Raw genomic sequence first — 15,732 nt, forward strand, 5'->3', positions numbered from 1 at the left:
GCGCGCCCCCGACTACGGCCCTGTCGCGGCCCCCCGGCGCGACTTCGGCCCTGTCGCGGCCCCCCGGCGCGACTTCGGCCCTGTCGCGGCCCCCCGGCGCGACTTCGGTCCCGTCGCGGCCCCCTGGCGCGACTTCGGTCCTTCGGTGGGCTACTTCGCGGCTACTCGCACGCCGTGAGGATCTCGGCGTCGCACTTGTCGACGCCGTCACCGCCGTGCGCGCTGTCGAGCCCGTCGGCCCCGAGCAGCACGTCGTCGCCCGCGTTCCCGGCGAGCCGGTCGTTGCCGACGTCGCCGAACGCCATGTCCACGCCCGCCCCGCCGACGAACTGGTCCGCGCCGGCCCCGAGCACCGCCCGCGAACGCAGCAGCGTCCTGTTCTCCAGCCGGTCGTCACCGTCGCCCAGGTCGGCCACGATCGTGGTGACCCCCTCGGCCGGGCAGACCGAGACGTTCTTGGCGGTCGCCACGCAGGGAGCGGCGGGGATCAGCAGTCCCCCGTCGTTCCTGATGACCAGCCGGTTGCCGACCTGCGTGACCAGGACGTTGTCGGACGCGGCGTCCGAGTCGATCTGCAGCACCGAGCCGGACACGCTCACGTTGGCGGTGGCGTGCGCGGGCCCGGCCACGGCCATCAGCGCGCCCGCCAGCGCGGCGCCCGCCGTCAGCGCGCGCACCCCGTGCCGGCGCAGGACGGTGGCCCTCGACCGTCTCTCAGTCCCCCGAGTCGTACTCATCTGTCCCCCTCTGTCGGATGGCAGGCCGCCGGAGTCGGCGGCCGAAGATGAGTACAACTCGGTTGCGGGCAACACTCAGTACCGGAACGGACAGCCCGTACGTGCCGTTTTACCTGGTCTCAGAGCCAGCCCATCTGCTGGGCGGTACGGATGGCCTCCAGCCGGTTCTGCGCGTTGAGCTTGGTCATGGCGCTGGACAGGTAGTTGCGCACGGTGCCCTCGGTCAGATGCAGTTCGGAGGCGATCCGCGCGATCGCGGCGCCGTCGGCCGCCAGGCGCAGCGCGTCGCGCTCGCGTTCGGTCAGCGGGCTGTCGCCGGCCGCCATCGCCGCCGCGGCCAGCTCCGCGTCCAGGTAGCGCCCGCCGGCCTGGACCTTGCGGATGGCCATCGCCAGCTCCTCCGCGGAGGCGTCCTTGCCCAGGAAGCCGCTCACGCCCGCCGCCATGGCCCGGCGCAGGTAGCCGGGGCGGCCCAGGCTCGTCAGGATGACGATCTTGCACTGGGAGCTGATCCGCTCGGCCGCGCTCAGCCCGTCCATGCCGGGCATCTCGATGTCGAGCACGGCCACGTCGGGCCGGTGCTCGGCGACCGCCGCCACCACCTCGTCGCCCCTGCCCACCTGGGCCACGACCTCGATGCCGTCCTCCAGGTCGAGCAGGGCGGCGATGGCGCCGCGGATGAGGTGCTCGTCGTCGGCCAGCAGCACGCGGGTGATCATGCCGGCACCGCCGCCCGCAGGAGGTAGCGGCCCGCCTGGTCCGGCCGCGCCTCCAGGGTGCCGCCCACCGCGCGCACCCGCTGCGCCAGCCCGGCCAGGCCGTTGGACGCGTGCTCGCTCACCGGGCCGCTCACCCCGTCGTTGGACATCTCCAGCACTCCATCCTCGATCGTGATCGTGCAGCTCTCCGCCTTGCTGTGCTTGAGCACGTTCGTCGCGCCCTCGCGTACGACGGTGGCCAGCAGCGTACGCGTCTCGGGCGACAACGAGCCGGTGTCGGTGCGCACCGTGCAGCGCACGTCGGCGGCCTCCAGCACCGCGCGCACGCTGGCCAGCACCTCGTCCAGGTCGATGGCCCGGTAGTTCTGCACGACGGTGCGCACCTCGCGCAGCGACCGCCTGGACAGGTCGCGCACCTCGAACATCTCGGCCGCCGCCGCCTCCCGGTCGGTGCGCAGGGTCCGCTCGGCGTGCTCGGCCCCGGCCGCGACGTCGGCCAGGCTCTGCCCGAGCAGGTCGTGCAGGTCGCGGGCGAACCGCAGCCGCTCCTCCGAGACCGCCAGCCTGGCCATCGTGTCCTCCCCGTCGTAGGCGTCCTTGGTCAGCCGCCAGAGCGCCAGGTTGGCCCAGACCACGCCGACCGAGATCACCGTGCACAGGAACTGCACCGGGATCATCAGGGAGACGTTGTAGCCGTCGAGGAAGGAGATGTAGAAGTTGAAGGCCGCGATCGAGGCGAGCGACGCGGCGACGACGACGCGTTTGCGGGCGAAGACGGCCAGCAGCGCCAGCCAGGTCGGGATCGACCACATCTGCCCGAGCAGGGCGAGCACCAGCGTGATCGCCCCGGTGACCGCCAGGATGCCCGTGGGGCGCCGGCCGCCCTTGACGGCGATCCTGAGCGGGCGCGTGCTCAGCACGTTGAAGACGGCCAGCAGCACGGCCCCGCCCAGGACCAGCGGCCCCGGCACACCGTCGCGCTCCCAGCGCAGGTACAGGCCGAAATAGCCGGCGATGGGCAGCACGAGGATGATCTCCGTGCAGTACGTGATCATCCAGCGGACCTTGTCCAGCTTCGGCGCGTCCCGCACCCGGGCCCAGACGCTCACGCCGGCACCGCCGCCCGCAGCACGAACTCTCCCGTCGCCGTGGCCTCGGCGGAGAACGAGCCGCCCGCCGCGACCAGCCGCTCGGACAGGCCGCGCAGACCGCTGCCCGACTCCGGGGACAGGCCGCGCAGGCCGCTGCCCGACCCCGCGGACAGGCCATGCGGGCCGCCGCCCGGCTCCGCGGACCCGCCGCGCGGGCCGTTGCCGGGCTCGGCGGGCCGGCCCGGCACTCCGTCGTTGAGCATCTCCAGCACGCCTCCGTCGATCCTGATCGTGCAGCGCGTGGCCTTGCTGTGCTTGATGATGTTGGTGCCGCCCTCGCGCACCGCCCAGGCCAGCAGCGTCCTGGCGACCGGCGACAGGTCGTCGGTCCTGGCCTCGACCAGGCAGCTGGCCCCGGCCGCCTCCAGGGTGGCGCGTACCCCGGCGAGTTCCTCGTCCAGGTCGAGCCCTTGGTAGCCGTGCACGGCCTGCTGCACCTCGAACAGCGACTCCCCGGCCAGCCGGCGTACCGCGGCCATCTCCTCCGCCGACCGCCGCGCGTCCTTGGTCGCCAGCTTGGCCGCCAGCTCGCTCTTCAGCGTGATGACGGACAGGCTGTGCCCGAGCAGGTCGTGCAGGTCGCGGGCGAACCGCAGCCGCTCTTCCGCGACGGCCAGCTGGGCCCTGGCCTCCCGGCTGCGGTGGGCGTCCCTGATCACCCACCAGAGCCAGCGCCACAGCAGCATGGCCGGCGCCAGGAGGGCGACGTTGATCGCCTCGTTGACCAGGATGGGCTGCCACGGGCGGCCGGTCACGAACGCGCCGTAGCAGGTCTGCACCGCGACCACGGCCACGACCAGCAGAACCGTGGCCCGGAAGCGCAGATAGAGGGCGGCGAGCGAGATCCACAACGTCGCGGTCCCGAGCCAGATGCTGTCCATGGCGGTGTCCACAGGCAGGATCACGAGCAGCGCCGCCGAGAGCACTCCCGCGACCACCAGCTTCGGAGTGGGTCTGGGACGGTGGTCGAACGCCTCGCGCATGAGCATGGGCGCCAGCACGAAGAAGCCGACCAGCAGGACCAGCACGGCCGACATCCGCGGGATCGAGATCGCGCCCTGCATCCCCGCCGCGATGCCGAGCAGCAGGAACATGACGAACCCGAACGCCATCGCGGCGTCCATCCAGTGCAGGAGGATCTTCTTCGCGGTCTCGGGACGTGTGGCCATCACGCGCCCTCCCCCTGCCGAACCGATCCCTCCTGGTCAGCGAAATCCTATCTTCAGGTTGGAGTACGCCAAAGAATCCGGGACACGTCCGGCTCGGGCGTGACTCCGCGCAGTGACAACCAGGCCAGCCCGTGACGGGTGGCGTACGCCGACAGCGTACGGGCGTCGCGCTCGCTCAGGTCGCGCTCCCCGGCCAGCACCGGCGTCAGCGCGATGCGCGGCCACGCCTGGCCCGCGTCTTCCAGTCCCTGCGCCCGCGCGATCTGCGCACCGGCCGCCCGCACGGCCGCCGCCACCCGGCCCAGGCGGGCGCCCCGGGTGCCGCGCGGCTCGATGGGGGCCAGCAGGTTGACCGTGCGGACCTCCGCGCCCGCCCGGCGGGTGGCGCGCAACATCGCCGCGTCGCCGGGTGCCAGCCCGTCGGGCCGCAGCGGCAGCGTGAAGCTGACCCCTAGCCGCAGCTCGCGCTGCATGGCGTGGATGGCCCGCGCGCGGCGCAGCACCGCCGCCCGGTCGGCGCTGTCGCGGATCTCGAAGTCGATGGCGGCGGCGTCGAACTCCCCGACCACCCTGCGGTAGGCGGCGGCCAGCCCGCCCGGCCTGGTGCAGGTGGCCGCCAGCTCCCGGCCCGCCGGCCCGCCGAAGACGAGGGCGGCGTCACCGCCCATCGCCCGCAGGCGGCCGATCCGGTCGGAGATCTGGAGCTTGACGAGGTCGGGCAGGCCAGACAGCGTGCCGGGGCCGGACAGCGTGCCGGAGCCGGACAATGTGCCGGGGCCGGACAACGGCGTCCGCCCGGAACCGGGCCGACCCGGCTGGTCGGACTGGTCGGGCTGGTCGGACTGGTCGGGCTGGTCGGAGCCGGGCAGGCCGGACCGATCCTGGCCGGGCAAGTCGGAGCCGGGCAGGTCGGAACGGTCGGCGACCAGGTTGCTGTCCGGGGCGGGCGAGCCGGTCCACCTGGGCACGCAACCGTCGCCGCCCGCGATGAGGTGGCCGAGCGCGTACCGACGGATCCCGGTGCGGCGGGAATCGGCGGGCAGGTCGAAGGCGGGCTGCCGGGCGGTGTCGACGAACGCCACGAACGCGGCGGGCGACGGCGCGGGTACCCGGGCGGGGATCGGCACGGGGAGCGGCGACGCGGTGGCGACCGGCCGCGCGACCGGCGGGCGCGACGGCGCGTAGCCCGTCGGCAGCAGGCGGAGGGCCGTCACGGTTCCGGCGGCGAGGACGAGCGCCCCGAGAACGGCGAGAGGGCGCGGGAGCATGCCGGGCTCGCTCCTGTGCCGAGACATGGGCCACCCCAGGTGGTCGATCGGCTACGGTTTGTGACGCTGGCTGGTGAACGCTAGCAAGCATGTACGGCGCGGCGCGGGCCTTTTCCGGTTCGCGTCCGTTGTGTGCGGATAATGTGGTCCATGAAGCTGCGGATCTTCACCGAGCCCCAGCAGGGCGCCACCTATGACGACCTGCTCGCCGTTGCCCAGGCCACCGAACGCCTGGGTTTCGATGCCTTCTTCCGGTCCGACCACTACCAGCATTTCGGCCCCGGCGACCCGGGCCCCGGCTCGACCGACGCGTGGATCACCCTTGCCGGCCTGGCCAGGGAGACCTCCACGATCCGGCTGGGCACGCTGGTGTCACCGGCCACGTTCCGGCTGCCGGGACCGCTGGCGATCAGCGTGGCGCAGGTGGACCAGATGAGCGGCGGCCGGGTCGAACTGGGTCTGGGAACCGGTTGGCACGACGGCGAGCACGCGGCGTACGGCATTCCGTTCCCGCCGCTGGGCGAGCGGTTCGGCCGGTTCGAGGAGCAACTGGAGGTGATCACCGGTCTGTGGACGGCGGACAAGGACTACTCCTTCGAGGGCCGTTACTACCGGCTGGTGGACTCCCCCGCGCTGCCCAAGCCGGTCCAGCGCCCGCGCCCGCCGCTGATCGTGGGCGGTTTCGGGGCCAAGCGCACGCCGCGGCTGGCGGCGACGTACGCCGATGAGTACAACGTGCCGTTCCACAATCTGAGCGACACCGGCCAGGCGTTCACGCGGGTCCGGGAGGCGTGCGAGACGACCGGCCGCACCGTGCTGCTGTCGGCGGCGCAGACCACGCTCGTGGGGGCGGACCGGGCGGAGTACGAGCGGCGGGCGGCCGCCATCGGCGAGGACCCGGACAAGCTGCGCGAGAACGGCCTGGGCGGCACCCCCGCCGAGGTCCTCGAGAAGATCGGGAAGTACGCGGAGCTGGGCGCCGAGCGGGTCTACCTGCAGATCATGGACCTCAGCGACCTGGAGCACCTGGAACTGATCGCCGCCGAGGTCCTGCCGCACGTGTAGCGACCGGCCGCCGCTGACCGCGGTACCTGCAGCGGCCGGTCGCGCCGCTGGTCGCGGCACCTGCGGCGGCCGGCCGGGCCGCTCGCCGCGGTCACATGCAGCGGCCGGCCGGGCCGCTCGCCCCACCACGTGCGGTAATCGGTTCGCGCCGATTCGCCGACGTACGGCAGACTTGGGGCGTGCTGCTGACGATCACGACCACCGCGAAGCCAGCCACCGACCTGGGCTTTCTCCTGCACAAGCATCCCGAGCGCGTGCAGGAGTTCAGCCAGTCTTTCGGCATGGCCACGGTGTTCTATCCGGAGGCGGGCGAGGAGCGCTGCACCGCGGCGCTCATGCTCGAAGTGGACCCGATCGCGCTGGTCAGGTCCCGGGGCAAGCACTCGCCCGACTTCAGCCTGTCGCAGTACGTCAACGACCGCCCCTACGCCGCCTCCTCGCTGATGGCGGTGGCGCTGGCCGACGTGTTCCGCACGGCTCGGGCCGGGCGCTGCAAGGCCAGGCCCGACCTGCCCGGCACGCCGCTGCCGCTGGAGCTGCGCCTGCCCGCGCTGCCCTGCCGGGGCGGGCCCGAGCTGGCCGGACGACTGTTCGAGCCGCTCGGGTGGGAGGTGGACGCGCGGCCCGTACCGCTGGACGAGGGCTTCCCCGAGTGGGGCGAGTCCCGCTATGTCGGGCTCACCCTGCGCGGCACCGTCCGCCTGGTGGACGCGCTCAACCACCTGTACGTGCTCCTGCCGGTGCTCGACGACAACAAGCACTACTGGGTCGCGCCGGACGAGGTGGACAAGCTGATCAGGGCGGGTGAGGGCTGGCTGGGCGGCCATCCGGAGCGCGCCCTGATCACCCGCCGTTACCTGGGACGGCGCTGGGCCCTTGCACGCACCGCGCTGTCGCGGCTGGCGGAGCTGGGCGATGAGACCGAGGAGCGGCTGGAACCCGCGGTCGAGGAGGAGGCGCCCGCCGACACGACCGCCTCCGACGAGGCCGCCGAAGCCGAAGCCGAAGCCGCCGCAGCTGAGGCCGAGGCGCAGGAACAGTCCCCCCAGCAGGAGTGGTCCCCTCAGCAGGAGCGGTCCCCTCAGCAGGAGCAGCCCTCCCAGGAGGAAGTGCCTCGGGAGGCGGCGGCCAAGCCCCGGTCGCTGAGCGTGCTGCGGCGGGAGGCCGTCCTGGGCAGGCTGGAGGGTCTCGGCGCGGTCAGCGTGATCGACCTCGGCTGCGGCCAGGGCGAGCTGGTCGGTGCGCTGCTGGCCAGGCCCAGGTTCGCCAGGGTCGGCGGCATGGACGTCTCGCCGATGGCGCTCACCATCGCCGCCCGCAAGCTGCGCCTGGAACGCATGCCCGACGCCAAGCGCGCCCGGCTCACCCTCTTCCAGGGCGCGCTCACGTACGCCGACAAGCGCCTGTCCGGCTACGACGCCGCGGTCCTCATGGAGGTGATCGAGCACGTCGACCCGCCGCGCCTGCCCGCGCTCGAACGCGTCGTGTTCGGCCGCGCCAAGCCCCGCCACGTGCTCGTCACCACCCCCAACATCGAGTACAACGTGCGCTACGAGTCCCTGACCGGGCTGCGCCACAACGACCACCGCTTCGAGTGGACCAGGGCCGAGTTCGCCGCCTGGGCCACCCGGGTGGCGGAGCAGTACGGCTACCGGGTCTCCTTCGCGCCGGTCGGCGACGACGACCCCGAGGTCGGCCCCCCGACCCAGATGGGAGTGTTCACCCTTGATCAGCGTTCCTGAGCTGTCCCTCGTGGTGCTCGTCGGCGTGTCGGGCAGCGGCAAGTCCACGTTCGCGCGCAGGCACTTCAAGCCCACGCAGGTCATCTCCTCCGACTTCTGCCGCGGCCTGGTGGCCGACGACGAGAACGACCAGTCGGCCACCCCGGCGGCGTTCGACCTGCTGCACCACATCGTCGGCGTGCGCCTGGCCAGGGGCCTGCTCACGGTCGTGGACGCCACCAACGTGCAGTACGCCGCCCGCAGGAGCCTCATCGACCTGGCCAGGAAGCACAACGTGCTGGCCGACGCGATCGTCCTGGACGTGCCCGAGGAGGTGGCGATCGAGCGCAACGCCGGCCGCCCCGACCGCGACTTCGGGCCCGGCGTGGTGATCAGGCAGCGCAAGGACCTGCGGCGCTCGCTCGGCAAGATCTCGAACGACGGCTTCAGGCGGGTGCACGTGCTGCGCGGCCTGGAGGAGATCGACCGGACCGAGATCACGTACGAGAAGGCGTGGTCGGACAAGACGGAGCTGACGGGACCGTTCGACATCATCGGCGACGTGCACGGCTGCCGCTCGGAGCTGGAGACGCTGCTGCGCGAGCTGGGCTGGCAGGGGACGCGGCACCCGGAGGGCCGTACCGCGGTGTTCGTCGGCGACCTGGTGGACCGCGGCCCCGACACCCCGGGCGTGTTGCGCCTGGTCATGGACATGGTCGAGGCGGGCACCGCGATCTGCGTGTCCGGCAACCACGAGCAGAAGCTGCTGCGCGCGCTGAACGGCCGCAAGGTCAAGGTCGCGCACGGCCTGCAGGAGTCGCTCGACCAGCTCGCCGCGCAGCCGCCGGAGCTCGTGGCGCGGGCCAGGGCGTTCATGGACGGCCTGATCAGCCACTACCGGCTGGACGGCGGCCGGCTGGTCGTCGCGCACGCGGGGCTGAAGGAGGAGTACCACGGCCGCGCCTCCGGCCGGGTGCGTTCCTTCGCCCTGTACGGCGACACCACCGGCGAGACCGACGAGTACGGCCTGCCGGTCCGCTACCCGTGGGCCGACGAGTACCGCGGCCGGGCCATGGTCGTCTACGGCCACACCCCCACCCTCCGCCCCGAATGGGTCAACAACACGATCTGTCTGGACACGGGCGTGGTGTTCGGCGGCGACCTGACCGCGCTGCGCTACCCGGAGCGGCAGATCGTCCAGGTTCCCGCGGAGAAGGTGTGGTACGAGCCGAGCAAGCCGCTCGCGGCCACCGCCGGCCGCGACCCCGGCACGCTGGACATCAACGACGTGATCGGCACCCGGTACGTCGAGACCAGGCACGGCCCGCGGGTCAAGATCATGGAGCAGAACTCCGCCGCCGCGCTGGAGGTCATGAGCCGCTTCGCGGTGGACCCGCGCTGGCTGGTCTACCTGCCGCCGACCATGGCCCCGCCGGAGACCTCGAAGCTCGACGGCTACCTGGAGCACCCGCACGAGGCGTTCGAGGAGTTCGCCGCCGCCGGGGTGCGCGAGGTCGTGTGCGAGGAGAAGCACATGGGCTCGCGGGCCGTGGCCGTGTTGTGCCGGACGCCGCAGGTGGCCGCGGACCGGTTCGGGGTGGGTGACGGGAGCACGGGCGCGATCTTCACGCGTACCGGGCGGCCGTTCTTCGCCGACACGGCGCCGCTGGTGGAGCGGCTGCGGGAGGCGTGCGAGCCGCTCTGGGCCGAGCTGGGCTCGGACTGGGTGGTGCTCGACTGCGAGTTGCTGCCCTGGTCGGCGAAGGCCGGCGAGCTGATCAGGTCGCAGTACGCCTCCGTCGGGGCGGCCGCCCGCGTGGCGCTGCCCGAGGCGGTCTCGGCTCTGGAAGCGGCGGCCGGGCGCGGGCTGGGTGTGAGCGATCTCTTGGACCGCACCCGCCGCCGCTCTGACTACGCTGCCCTGTTCCGCGACGCTTACGCACGCTACTGCTGGCCGACCGAGGGGCTGGAGGGGATCCGGGTGGCGCCGTTCCAGATCCTGGCCTGCGAGGGGCGGGCCACGGCGCTGGAGCCGCACGCCTGGCACCTGTCCACGCTGGCGCTGCTCGGCTCGCCGCTGATCACGCAGACCCGGCACGTCTCCGTCACGCTCGACTCGCCGCGGTCCCGGGCCGAGGCGACCGCCTGGTGGGAGTCGATGACGGCGGCCGGCGGCGAGGGCATGGTGGTCAAGCCGGCCGCGTACACGCCGGGCCGGGTGCAGCCGGGGGTCAAGGTGCGCGGGCGCGAGTACCTGCGCATCATCTACGGCCCCGACTACACCGAGTCGCTCGACGTGCTGCGCCGCCGTTTCCTCGGCAAGAAGCGGTCGCTGGCCCTGCGCGAGTACGCGCTCGGCCTGGAGGCGCTGTCGCGGCTGGCGGACGGCGAGGCGGGCTGGCGGGTGCACGAGCCGGTCTTCGCGGTGCTCGCGCTGGAGTCGGAGCCGGTCGACCCGCGCCTTTGAGGTGAATACGCAGGTTATCGGCGGGTAGTTCCCCGATCATTCGGGGGAGGTACCTGCATGGCTACTCAATACACCCATCAGGAGCATCTGGGGCACGTCGTGTTCATCACGGCGGCCGCGGCGATCGGTGGGTTCCTGTTCGGGTACGACAGCTCCGTCATCAACGGCGCGGTCGTCGGGATCCAGAACCACTTCCAGGTGGGCTCGGTCGAGACCGGCTTCGTGGTGGCCATCGCGCTGCTGGGCTCGGCCGTGGGCGCCTGGGTGGGCGGCGGGCTGGCGGACCGGTGGGGGCGTACGCGGTCGATGCAGGTCGCGGCGTTGTTGTTCGCGGTCAGCTCGATCGGGCAGATGTTGCCGTTCGCGATCTGGGACCTGGGGTTGTGGCGGATCGTCGCGGGCTTCGCGATCGGCATGGCGTCGGTGCTCGGCCCCGCCTACATCGCCGAGGTCGCCCCGGCCGCCTACCGTGGCCGGCTGGGCTCCTTCCAGCAACTGGCGATCGTGCTCGGCATCGCGGTCTCGCAGCTCGTCAACTACGTGATCGCGCGGCTGGCCGGCGGGAACGTCAACAACCACCTGCTGGGGCTGCAGGCGTGGCAGTGGATGCTGGGCGCGTGCGTGGTGCCCGCGCTCCTGTACGGGTTGTTCGCCCTGACCATCCCCGAATCGCCGCGCTACCTCATCATGTCCGGCCGCACCCGCAAGGCGCGCGAGGTGCTGGCCGAGGTCGAGGGCGAGGACGTGGACCTGGACGGCCGCATCTCGGAGATCCAGCACGTGCTGCGCACCGAGCGCGTGCCCGGCCTGAAGGATCTGCGCGGCGGCGCGATGGGCCTGCTGCCGATCGTCTGGATCGGCATCGTGTTGTCGATGTTCCAGCAGCTCGTCGGCATCAACGTGATCTTCTACTACTCGTCGGTGTTGTGGCAGTCGGTCGGCATCAACCAGAGCGACTCGCTGCTGATCAGCTTCTCCAGCTCGATCATCAACATCATCGGCACGTTCATCGCGATCTCCCTGGTGGACAAGATCGGGCGAAAGCCACTGCTCCTGATCGGCTCCGCCGGGATGGCGATCGCGCTGGCCACGGCGGCGTGGGCGTTCAGCTTCGCCGGGGGCGAGGGCGAGTCGGTCACGCTGCCGGACCCGCAGGGTGCGATCGCGCTGGTGGCCGCCAACGCGTTCGTGTTGTTCTTCGCGTTGTCGTGGGGCGTGGTGGTCTGGGTCCTGCTCGGGGAGATGTTCCCCAACCGCATCCGCGCCGCCGCCCTGGGGGTCGCGGCCGCGGCCCAGTGGCTGGCCAACTGGCTGATCACGGTCTCGTTCCCGGCACTGGCCGAGTGGAACCTGCCGCTCACGTACGCGATGTACGCCCTGTTCGCCCTGCTGTCCCTGCTGTTCGTGACCAAATGGGTCAAGGAGACCAAGGGCCGCAGGCTGGAGGAGATGGGCTGAGCGTCCACCGGGATGAGTTACCCTCCGGCACGTGCTCAACGACGTGCTCGGTCCCTCCATGAAAGTGTTGTTCTGCGGCATCAACCCCGGCCTCATGTCCGAGGCCACCGGACACCACTTCGCCCGTCCCGGCAACCGCTTCTGGCCGGCGCTGCACCTGTCCGGCTTCACGCCGCGCCTGCTGGCGCCCGCCGAGCAGCACCTGCTGCCCTCGTACGGGCTGGGCATCACGAACATCGTGCCCCGCGCCAGCGCCAAGGCCGCCGAGCTGACCCGGGAGGAGCTGGCGGCCGGTGGGCGGGCCCTGGCCGCCAAGGTGGCCGAGTTGGCTCCCCAGGTGCTGGCCGTCCTGGGCGTGTCGGCGTACCGGACGGCCTTCGCGCTGCCCAAGGCCCGGATCGGGCCGCAGGACTCGCTCGTGGGAGGGGCCAGGGTCTGGGTGCTGCCCAACCCGAGCGGGCTGAACGCGCACTGGACCCTGGCCACCATCGCAGGCGAACTCGAACGCCTGCGTGCCTCGCTCGACTGACTCTTTGCGGCCTACTTGGCCGCGAAGTCCTGCGTCCAGTAGATCGCGCCCCGCGAGTCCTTGACCGCGCCGACCCCGATCAGGTTGTACTTGCAGTTCATGATGTTGGTCTTGTGACCGGGGCTGTTCATCCAGGAGTTCATCACCGAGGTGGGGCTGGTCTGCCCCTTGGCGATGTTCTCCGCCCAGCCGGAGCCGCCGGTGAACCCGGCCGCCTTGATCCGGTCCATGAACGAGCGGCCGTCCTGGGAGGTGTGGCTGAAGTAGTTCTTCGCCGCCATGTCGGCCGAGTGGCCGCGGGCCGCGTCGTAGAGCTGCGGGTCGTGCTTGACCGCCCCGCAGCCGCCCTTCGCCCGCTCGGCGTTGACCAGCCGCACGACCTCGTTCTCCACGTCCGTGCCCACACCGCTGCCGCCGGACGCCGGGGGCGGCGTGCTCGGACCGGAGGTGGGGTCGGGTGACGAGGGGCTGGGGCTGGGGGTGCCGCTGCCGGGAGTGCAGGTCAGCTTGGCGGCCTTGGACTTCGCGGTGCGGCCGCGGTAGTCCGTGACGGTCGCGTAGTAGGTGCCCGGCTTGCAGGCCAGTGTCAGCGAAAGGCGGCCCTTCCTGGTGGCGCCGCTCTTGACGACCGGGTCGGGACCCGGAACGGCGCGCTGTATACGGACGCGCAGCAGCGCGTTGTTGAAGCAGCCACGGCGGGCGGCCGAGGTTTCGATCTTCAGCGTGTCGCCGACGTGCGGCTTGGCCACACTCACGCGACACCTTGCCGCCTCAGACGATGCCGCGGCAGCCGACGCCGCGCTCAACGGCGTGGCGATCGCTGCCAGACATGTGGCTGCGGCGAGTACCCCAAGGGGTCTACGCATAGGGGGTTTCCTCCAGTTGCGGTAGACGCTGGATGGCAACGCATTCTGGCGGGGCCGATACCGATTTGTCATCTAATTCGGAATATTTTCCCCATACGGAGGTAAACCAGAGTGATCACTGGGACGTCTGCGCAGGTCACGCAGCGATCACGATGGAGGGACCGAAACCCCGGCGCGGGCGCGGTTCCCGACGCCGCCGGGACCGCCGGACGTACAAGATCAGCTTTTACGGAACGTGACATCAATCACCAGGCGTGAGCTTGATACGATCCATCCGGGAACGCGAGTGACCACTCCTCGCCAGGCGCGCCGCCATCCCATCCCCCGGACACTCAACGGATCAGGACGATCCGTCGATGAGCGGCGTCCGGATCCGGGACACACGAGGAGCGACCCACATGAAGCGCTACATCCTGACCGGCACTCCCGGAGCCGGCAAGACGGCGATCCTGCGCCGCCTGGAGCACGACGGCCACACCGTCGTCGAGGAGGCCGCGACGGACGTCATCGCCCTGCGCCAGGCCCAGGGCGAGGCCGAGCCGTGGACGAGCCCGTCCTTCGTCGGCGAGATCGCCGCCCTGCAGCGCAGGCGTCAGGAGCGGGCCGCCGCCCTGCCCTGCGAGGTGCAGTTCTACGACCGATCGCCCGTCTGCACCCTCGCCCTGGCCACCTATCTCGGCCATCCCGTCTCCGAAGCCCTGTCCCGCGAACTGGAGCGGGTCCGGAACGAGCGGGTCTACGAGCGGGAGGTGTTCTTCGTGCGGAATCTCGGCTTCGTCACGCCGACGGACGCGCGGCGGATCACCTACGAGGAGTCGCTGCGGTTCGAGCGCGTCCACCGGGACGCCTACGCCTCGCTCGGCTACGACTGCGTGCCGATCGCCCCCGGCCCGCTGCCGGATCGGGTTGCCAACATCGTCTCTCATGTAGACAATGTTCTTGGCGCCTCGCGGAGCGGGCGTCGGCAATACTGAGATCCGTGAAGGAGGCAGGCAAGGGCGAGCCGGTGCACCCATGACCGAGCGCTATCTCGGAGTCGTCGGCGTCGCCGAAGCCCTGGGAGTGAGCCGGCACGCGGTGCACAAGTGGCGCACTCGATATCCCGACGCGTTCCCCGCGCCGGACGTCGAGGTGGACGGGGCACCCGGCTGGCGGGCCGATCGCGTGGCGGAGATCGTCCAGTGGCGGGCGAGCCTGCCGGGGCGCGGCGCCGGCGGCGGACGTCCCACCGCCGCGCGTCAGGAGTACCTCAAGGCCGCGATGGCCCGCGGCCTCGACCGGGACGAGGCGCTGCGCGCGCTGGCCGCGTTCACGGCGGAGTTCCCGGAGATGAACGAGCCCGAGTTGTGCGCCTGGCTCATCGACAAGTTCCGCGACTGACTTCCTTTTCACACAGAAGGCGATGACGCATGCCCGAAATCAGCGGGGAGACCGCACCGGGATTTGAAGCAGTACGCACGGCGTTCGCCGCCAACCTGGCCTCCGGGCTGGAGATCGGCGCGGCGGTCAGCGTCTACCTGCACGGACGGAAGGTCGTGGACCTGTGGGGCGGCCTGGCCGACCCCGGGACCGGCCGCCCGTGGCGGCGCGACACCCTGCAGATCGTCTACTCCACCACCAAGGCGATCACCGCGGCCTGCGCCCTCCTGCTGGCCCAGCGCGGCGAACTCGACCTGGACGCCCCGGTGGCCCGCTACTGGCCCGAGTTCGCGGCGGGCGGCAAGGAGCACGTCCCGGTACGGTGGCTGCTCACCCACCAGGCCGGCCTGCCCACCCTCGACCGGACGATCACCCCGGCCGAGGCCATCGCCTGGGAGCCCATGGTGAAGGCGCTGGCGGCGCAGCGGCCGTACTGGGAGCCGGGCACGGAACACGGCTACCACGGGCTCACGTACGGGTGGCTCGTCGGCGAGGTCGTGCGCCGGGTGAGCGGCCGCGGCATCGGCACATTCCTCAGACAGGAGATCGCCGAGCCGCACGGCCTGGACCTGTGGATCGGGCTGCCCGGGTCCGAGCACCACCGGGTCAGCCGCATCGTCACGGACGCGGCCGCCTTCGACCCCTCCTCGATCGACCTGGAGGCCGTCCCCGAGGCCATGCGCGAGGTGATGGCGCACTACGCCGACCCGGCGTCGCTGACCGTGCGCGCGCTGAATCTCGTCCAGCCCCCGCTGGACCACAACGACCCCGCCGAATGGGCCGCCGAGATGCCCTCGACCAACGGCGTCTGCACGGCCCGCGCCCTGGCCCGCTTCTACGCCGCGCTCATCGGCGAGGTGGACGGGCGGCGCATCCTCACCCGCGACGCCCTCACCGCCGCGACCGCCGAGCAGGCCGCCGGCGTCGACCGGGTGCTGCGCGTGCCCGTCCGCATCGGCACCGGCTTCGGCCTGCCCGCCCCGGACACCTACTGGTACTCCCCCACGGCCTTCGGGTTCGGCGGCCTCGGCGGCTCGATCGGCTTCGCGGACCCGGACAGCGGGCTCGCGTTCGGCTACGTGATGAACCGGCTCGTGGAAGGCGTGCCGGACACACGGGCCGCAAGCCTGTACGAGGCCGCCAGGGCCGCCGTACCCGCCTGA

General features: G+C 71.8%; 14 protein-coding genes. 8 read left to right on the forward strand and 6 right to left on the reverse strand.

The window, feature by feature from the left end:
• Positions 1 to 161 precede the first annotated feature (161 nt).
• The 5 genes from AB0I81_RS45405 to AB0I81_RS45425 all read right to left on the reverse strand — a co-directional run bounded on the left by AB0I81_RS45405 (position 162) and on the right by AB0I81_RS45425 (position 5,044).
• Complete coding sequence (locus AB0I81_RS45405) at positions 162 to 737, reverse strand: calcium-binding protein (RefSeq protein WP_360671492.1); 576 nt, start codon at positions 735 to 737, stop codon at positions 162 to 164.
• Between the two features lie 119 nt (positions 738 to 856).
• Positions 857 to 1,453, reverse strand: coding sequence for a response regulator transcription factor (locus AB0I81_RS45410; protein WP_360672011.1), 597 nt, complete (start codon positions 1,451 to 1,453; stop codon positions 857 to 859).
• Positions 1,453 to 2,565 (reverse strand): histidine kinase, encoded by a 1,113-nt coding sequence (locus AB0I81_RS45415; RefSeq protein ID WP_360671495.1) that lies wholly within the window; start codon positions 2,563 to 2,565, stop codon positions 1,453 to 1,455. Before AB0I81_RS45415 ends, AB0I81_RS45410 begins: the two co-directional genes overlap by 1 nt.
• Complete coding sequence (locus tag AB0I81_RS45420) at positions 2,562 to 3,776, reverse strand: histidine kinase (RefSeq protein ID WP_360671497.1); 1,215 nt, start codon at positions 3,774 to 3,776, stop codon at positions 2,562 to 2,564. The genes AB0I81_RS45415 and AB0I81_RS45420 overlap by 4 nt, the downstream gene beginning before the upstream one ends.
• Positions 3,777 to 3,829: 53 nt before the next feature.
• On the reverse strand, positions 3,830 to 5,044 hold the full coding sequence (locus AB0I81_RS45425; RefSeq protein ID WP_360671500.1) for a hypothetical protein: 1,215 nt from the start codon (positions 5,042 to 5,044) through the stop codon (positions 3,830 to 3,832).
• A 150-nt stretch (positions 5,045 to 5,194) separates the two neighbouring features.
• Between AB0I81_RS45425 and AB0I81_RS45430 the strand changes: the two genes are divergently transcribed.
• The 5 genes from AB0I81_RS45430 (at position 5,195) to mug (ending at position 12,284) form a co-directional block, all read left to right on the forward strand.
• On the forward strand, positions 5,195 to 6,109 hold the full coding sequence (locus AB0I81_RS45430; protein WP_360671503.1) for an LLM class F420-dependent oxidoreductase: 915 nt from the start codon (positions 5,195 to 5,197) through the stop codon (positions 6,107 to 6,109).
• A 179-nt stretch (positions 6,110 to 6,288) separates the two neighbouring features.
• Positions 6,289 to 7,851: a 3' terminal RNA ribose 2'-O-methyltransferase Hen1 gene (locus tag AB0I81_RS45435; protein ID WP_360671506.1), complete on the forward strand. Its 1,563-nt coding sequence runs from the start codon at positions 6,289 to 6,291 to the stop codon at positions 7,849 to 7,851.
• On the forward strand, positions 7,835 to 10,297 hold the full coding sequence (locus AB0I81_RS45440) for a polynucleotide kinase-phosphatase (RefSeq protein WP_360671509.1): 2,463 nt from the start codon (positions 7,835 to 7,837) through the stop codon (positions 10,295 to 10,297). Before AB0I81_RS45435 ends, AB0I81_RS45440 begins: the two co-directional genes overlap by 17 nt.
• Before the next feature lie 57 nt (positions 10,298 to 10,354).
• Complete coding sequence (locus AB0I81_RS45445) at positions 10,355 to 11,755, forward strand: sugar porter family MFS transporter (RefSeq protein WP_360671512.1); 1,401 nt, start codon at positions 10,355 to 10,357, stop codon at positions 11,753 to 11,755.
• Positions 11,756 to 11,786: 31 nt separating this feature from the next.
• Positions 11,787 to 12,284 (forward strand): G/U mismatch-specific DNA glycosylase, encoded by a 498-nt coding sequence (mug, locus tag AB0I81_RS45450; RefSeq protein WP_360671515.1) that lies wholly within the window; start codon positions 11,787 to 11,789, stop codon positions 12,282 to 12,284.
• 11 nt (positions 12,285 to 12,295) lie between these two features.
• Here the strand turns inward: mug and AB0I81_RS45455 are convergent, their stop codons facing one another.
• Positions 12,296 to 13,039, reverse strand: a complete 744-nt coding sequence (locus tag AB0I81_RS45455; protein WP_360671518.1) for a CAP domain-containing protein — start codon at positions 13,037 to 13,039, stop codon at positions 12,296 to 12,298.
• A 509-nt stretch (positions 13,040 to 13,548) separates the two neighbouring features.
• On the opposite strand from AB0I81_RS45455, the gene AB0I81_RS45460 reads away from it, so the two are divergent.
• From AB0I81_RS45460 to AB0I81_RS45470, 3 genes are read left to right on the forward strand one after another with little or no spacing between them, the layout of a single operon-like run.
• A complete protein-coding gene (locus tag AB0I81_RS45460) occupies positions 13,549 to 14,124 on the forward strand; it encodes an AAA family ATPase (protein WP_360671521.1) in 576 nt (191 codons plus the stop codon).
• Between the two features lie 40 nt (positions 14,125 to 14,164).
• On the forward strand, positions 14,165 to 14,530 hold the full coding sequence (locus tag AB0I81_RS45465; RefSeq protein WP_360671524.1) for a hypothetical protein: 366 nt from the start codon (positions 14,165 to 14,167) through the stop codon (positions 14,528 to 14,530).
• 29 nt (positions 14,531 to 14,559) lie between these two features.
• Entirely contained in the window at positions 14,560 to 15,732 is a 1,173-nt protein-coding gene (locus AB0I81_RS45470) for a serine hydrolase domain-containing protein (protein WP_360671527.1), read from the forward strand.

The sequence above is a fragment of the Nonomuraea sp. NPDC050404 genome (genome assembly GCF_040655495.1).
Classification (GTDB): Bacteria; Actinomycetota; Actinomycetes; order Streptosporangiales; family Streptosporangiaceae; genus Nonomuraea.

Bases quoted from the DNA above. Each gene is read 5' to 3' on its own strand.
- AB0I81_RS45445 (WP_360671512.1), top strand. From the start codon at position 10,355: ATGGCTACTCAATACACCCATCAGGAGCATCTGGGGCACGTCGTGTTC.
- AB0I81_RS45460 (WP_360671521.1), top strand. From the start codon at position 13,549: ATGAAGCGCTACATCCTGACCGGCACTCCCGGAGCCGGCAAGACGGCG.
- AB0I81_RS45470 (WP_360671527.1), top strand. From the start codon at position 14,560: ATGCCCGAAATCAGCGGGGAGACCGCACCGGGATTTGAAGCAGTACGC.
- AB0I81_RS45420 (WP_360671497.1), bottom strand. From the start codon at position 3,776: ATGGCCACACGTCCCGAGACCGCGAAGAAGATCCTCCTGCACTGGATG.
- AB0I81_RS45430 (WP_360671503.1), top strand. From the start codon at position 5,195: ATGAAGCTGCGGATCTTCACCGAGCCCCAGCAGGGCGCCACCTATGAC.
- AB0I81_RS45425 (WP_360671500.1), bottom strand. From the start codon at position 5,044: ATGCTCCCGCGCCCTCTCGCCGTTCTCGGGGCGCTCGTCCTCGCCGCC.
- AB0I81_RS45465 (WP_360671524.1), top strand. From the start codon at position 14,165: ATGACCGAGCGCTATCTCGGAGTCGTCGGCGTCGCCGAAGCCCTGGGA.
- AB0I81_RS45405 (WP_360671492.1), bottom strand. From the start codon at position 737: ATGAGTACGACTCGGGGGACTGAGAGACGGTCGAGGGCCACCGTCCTG.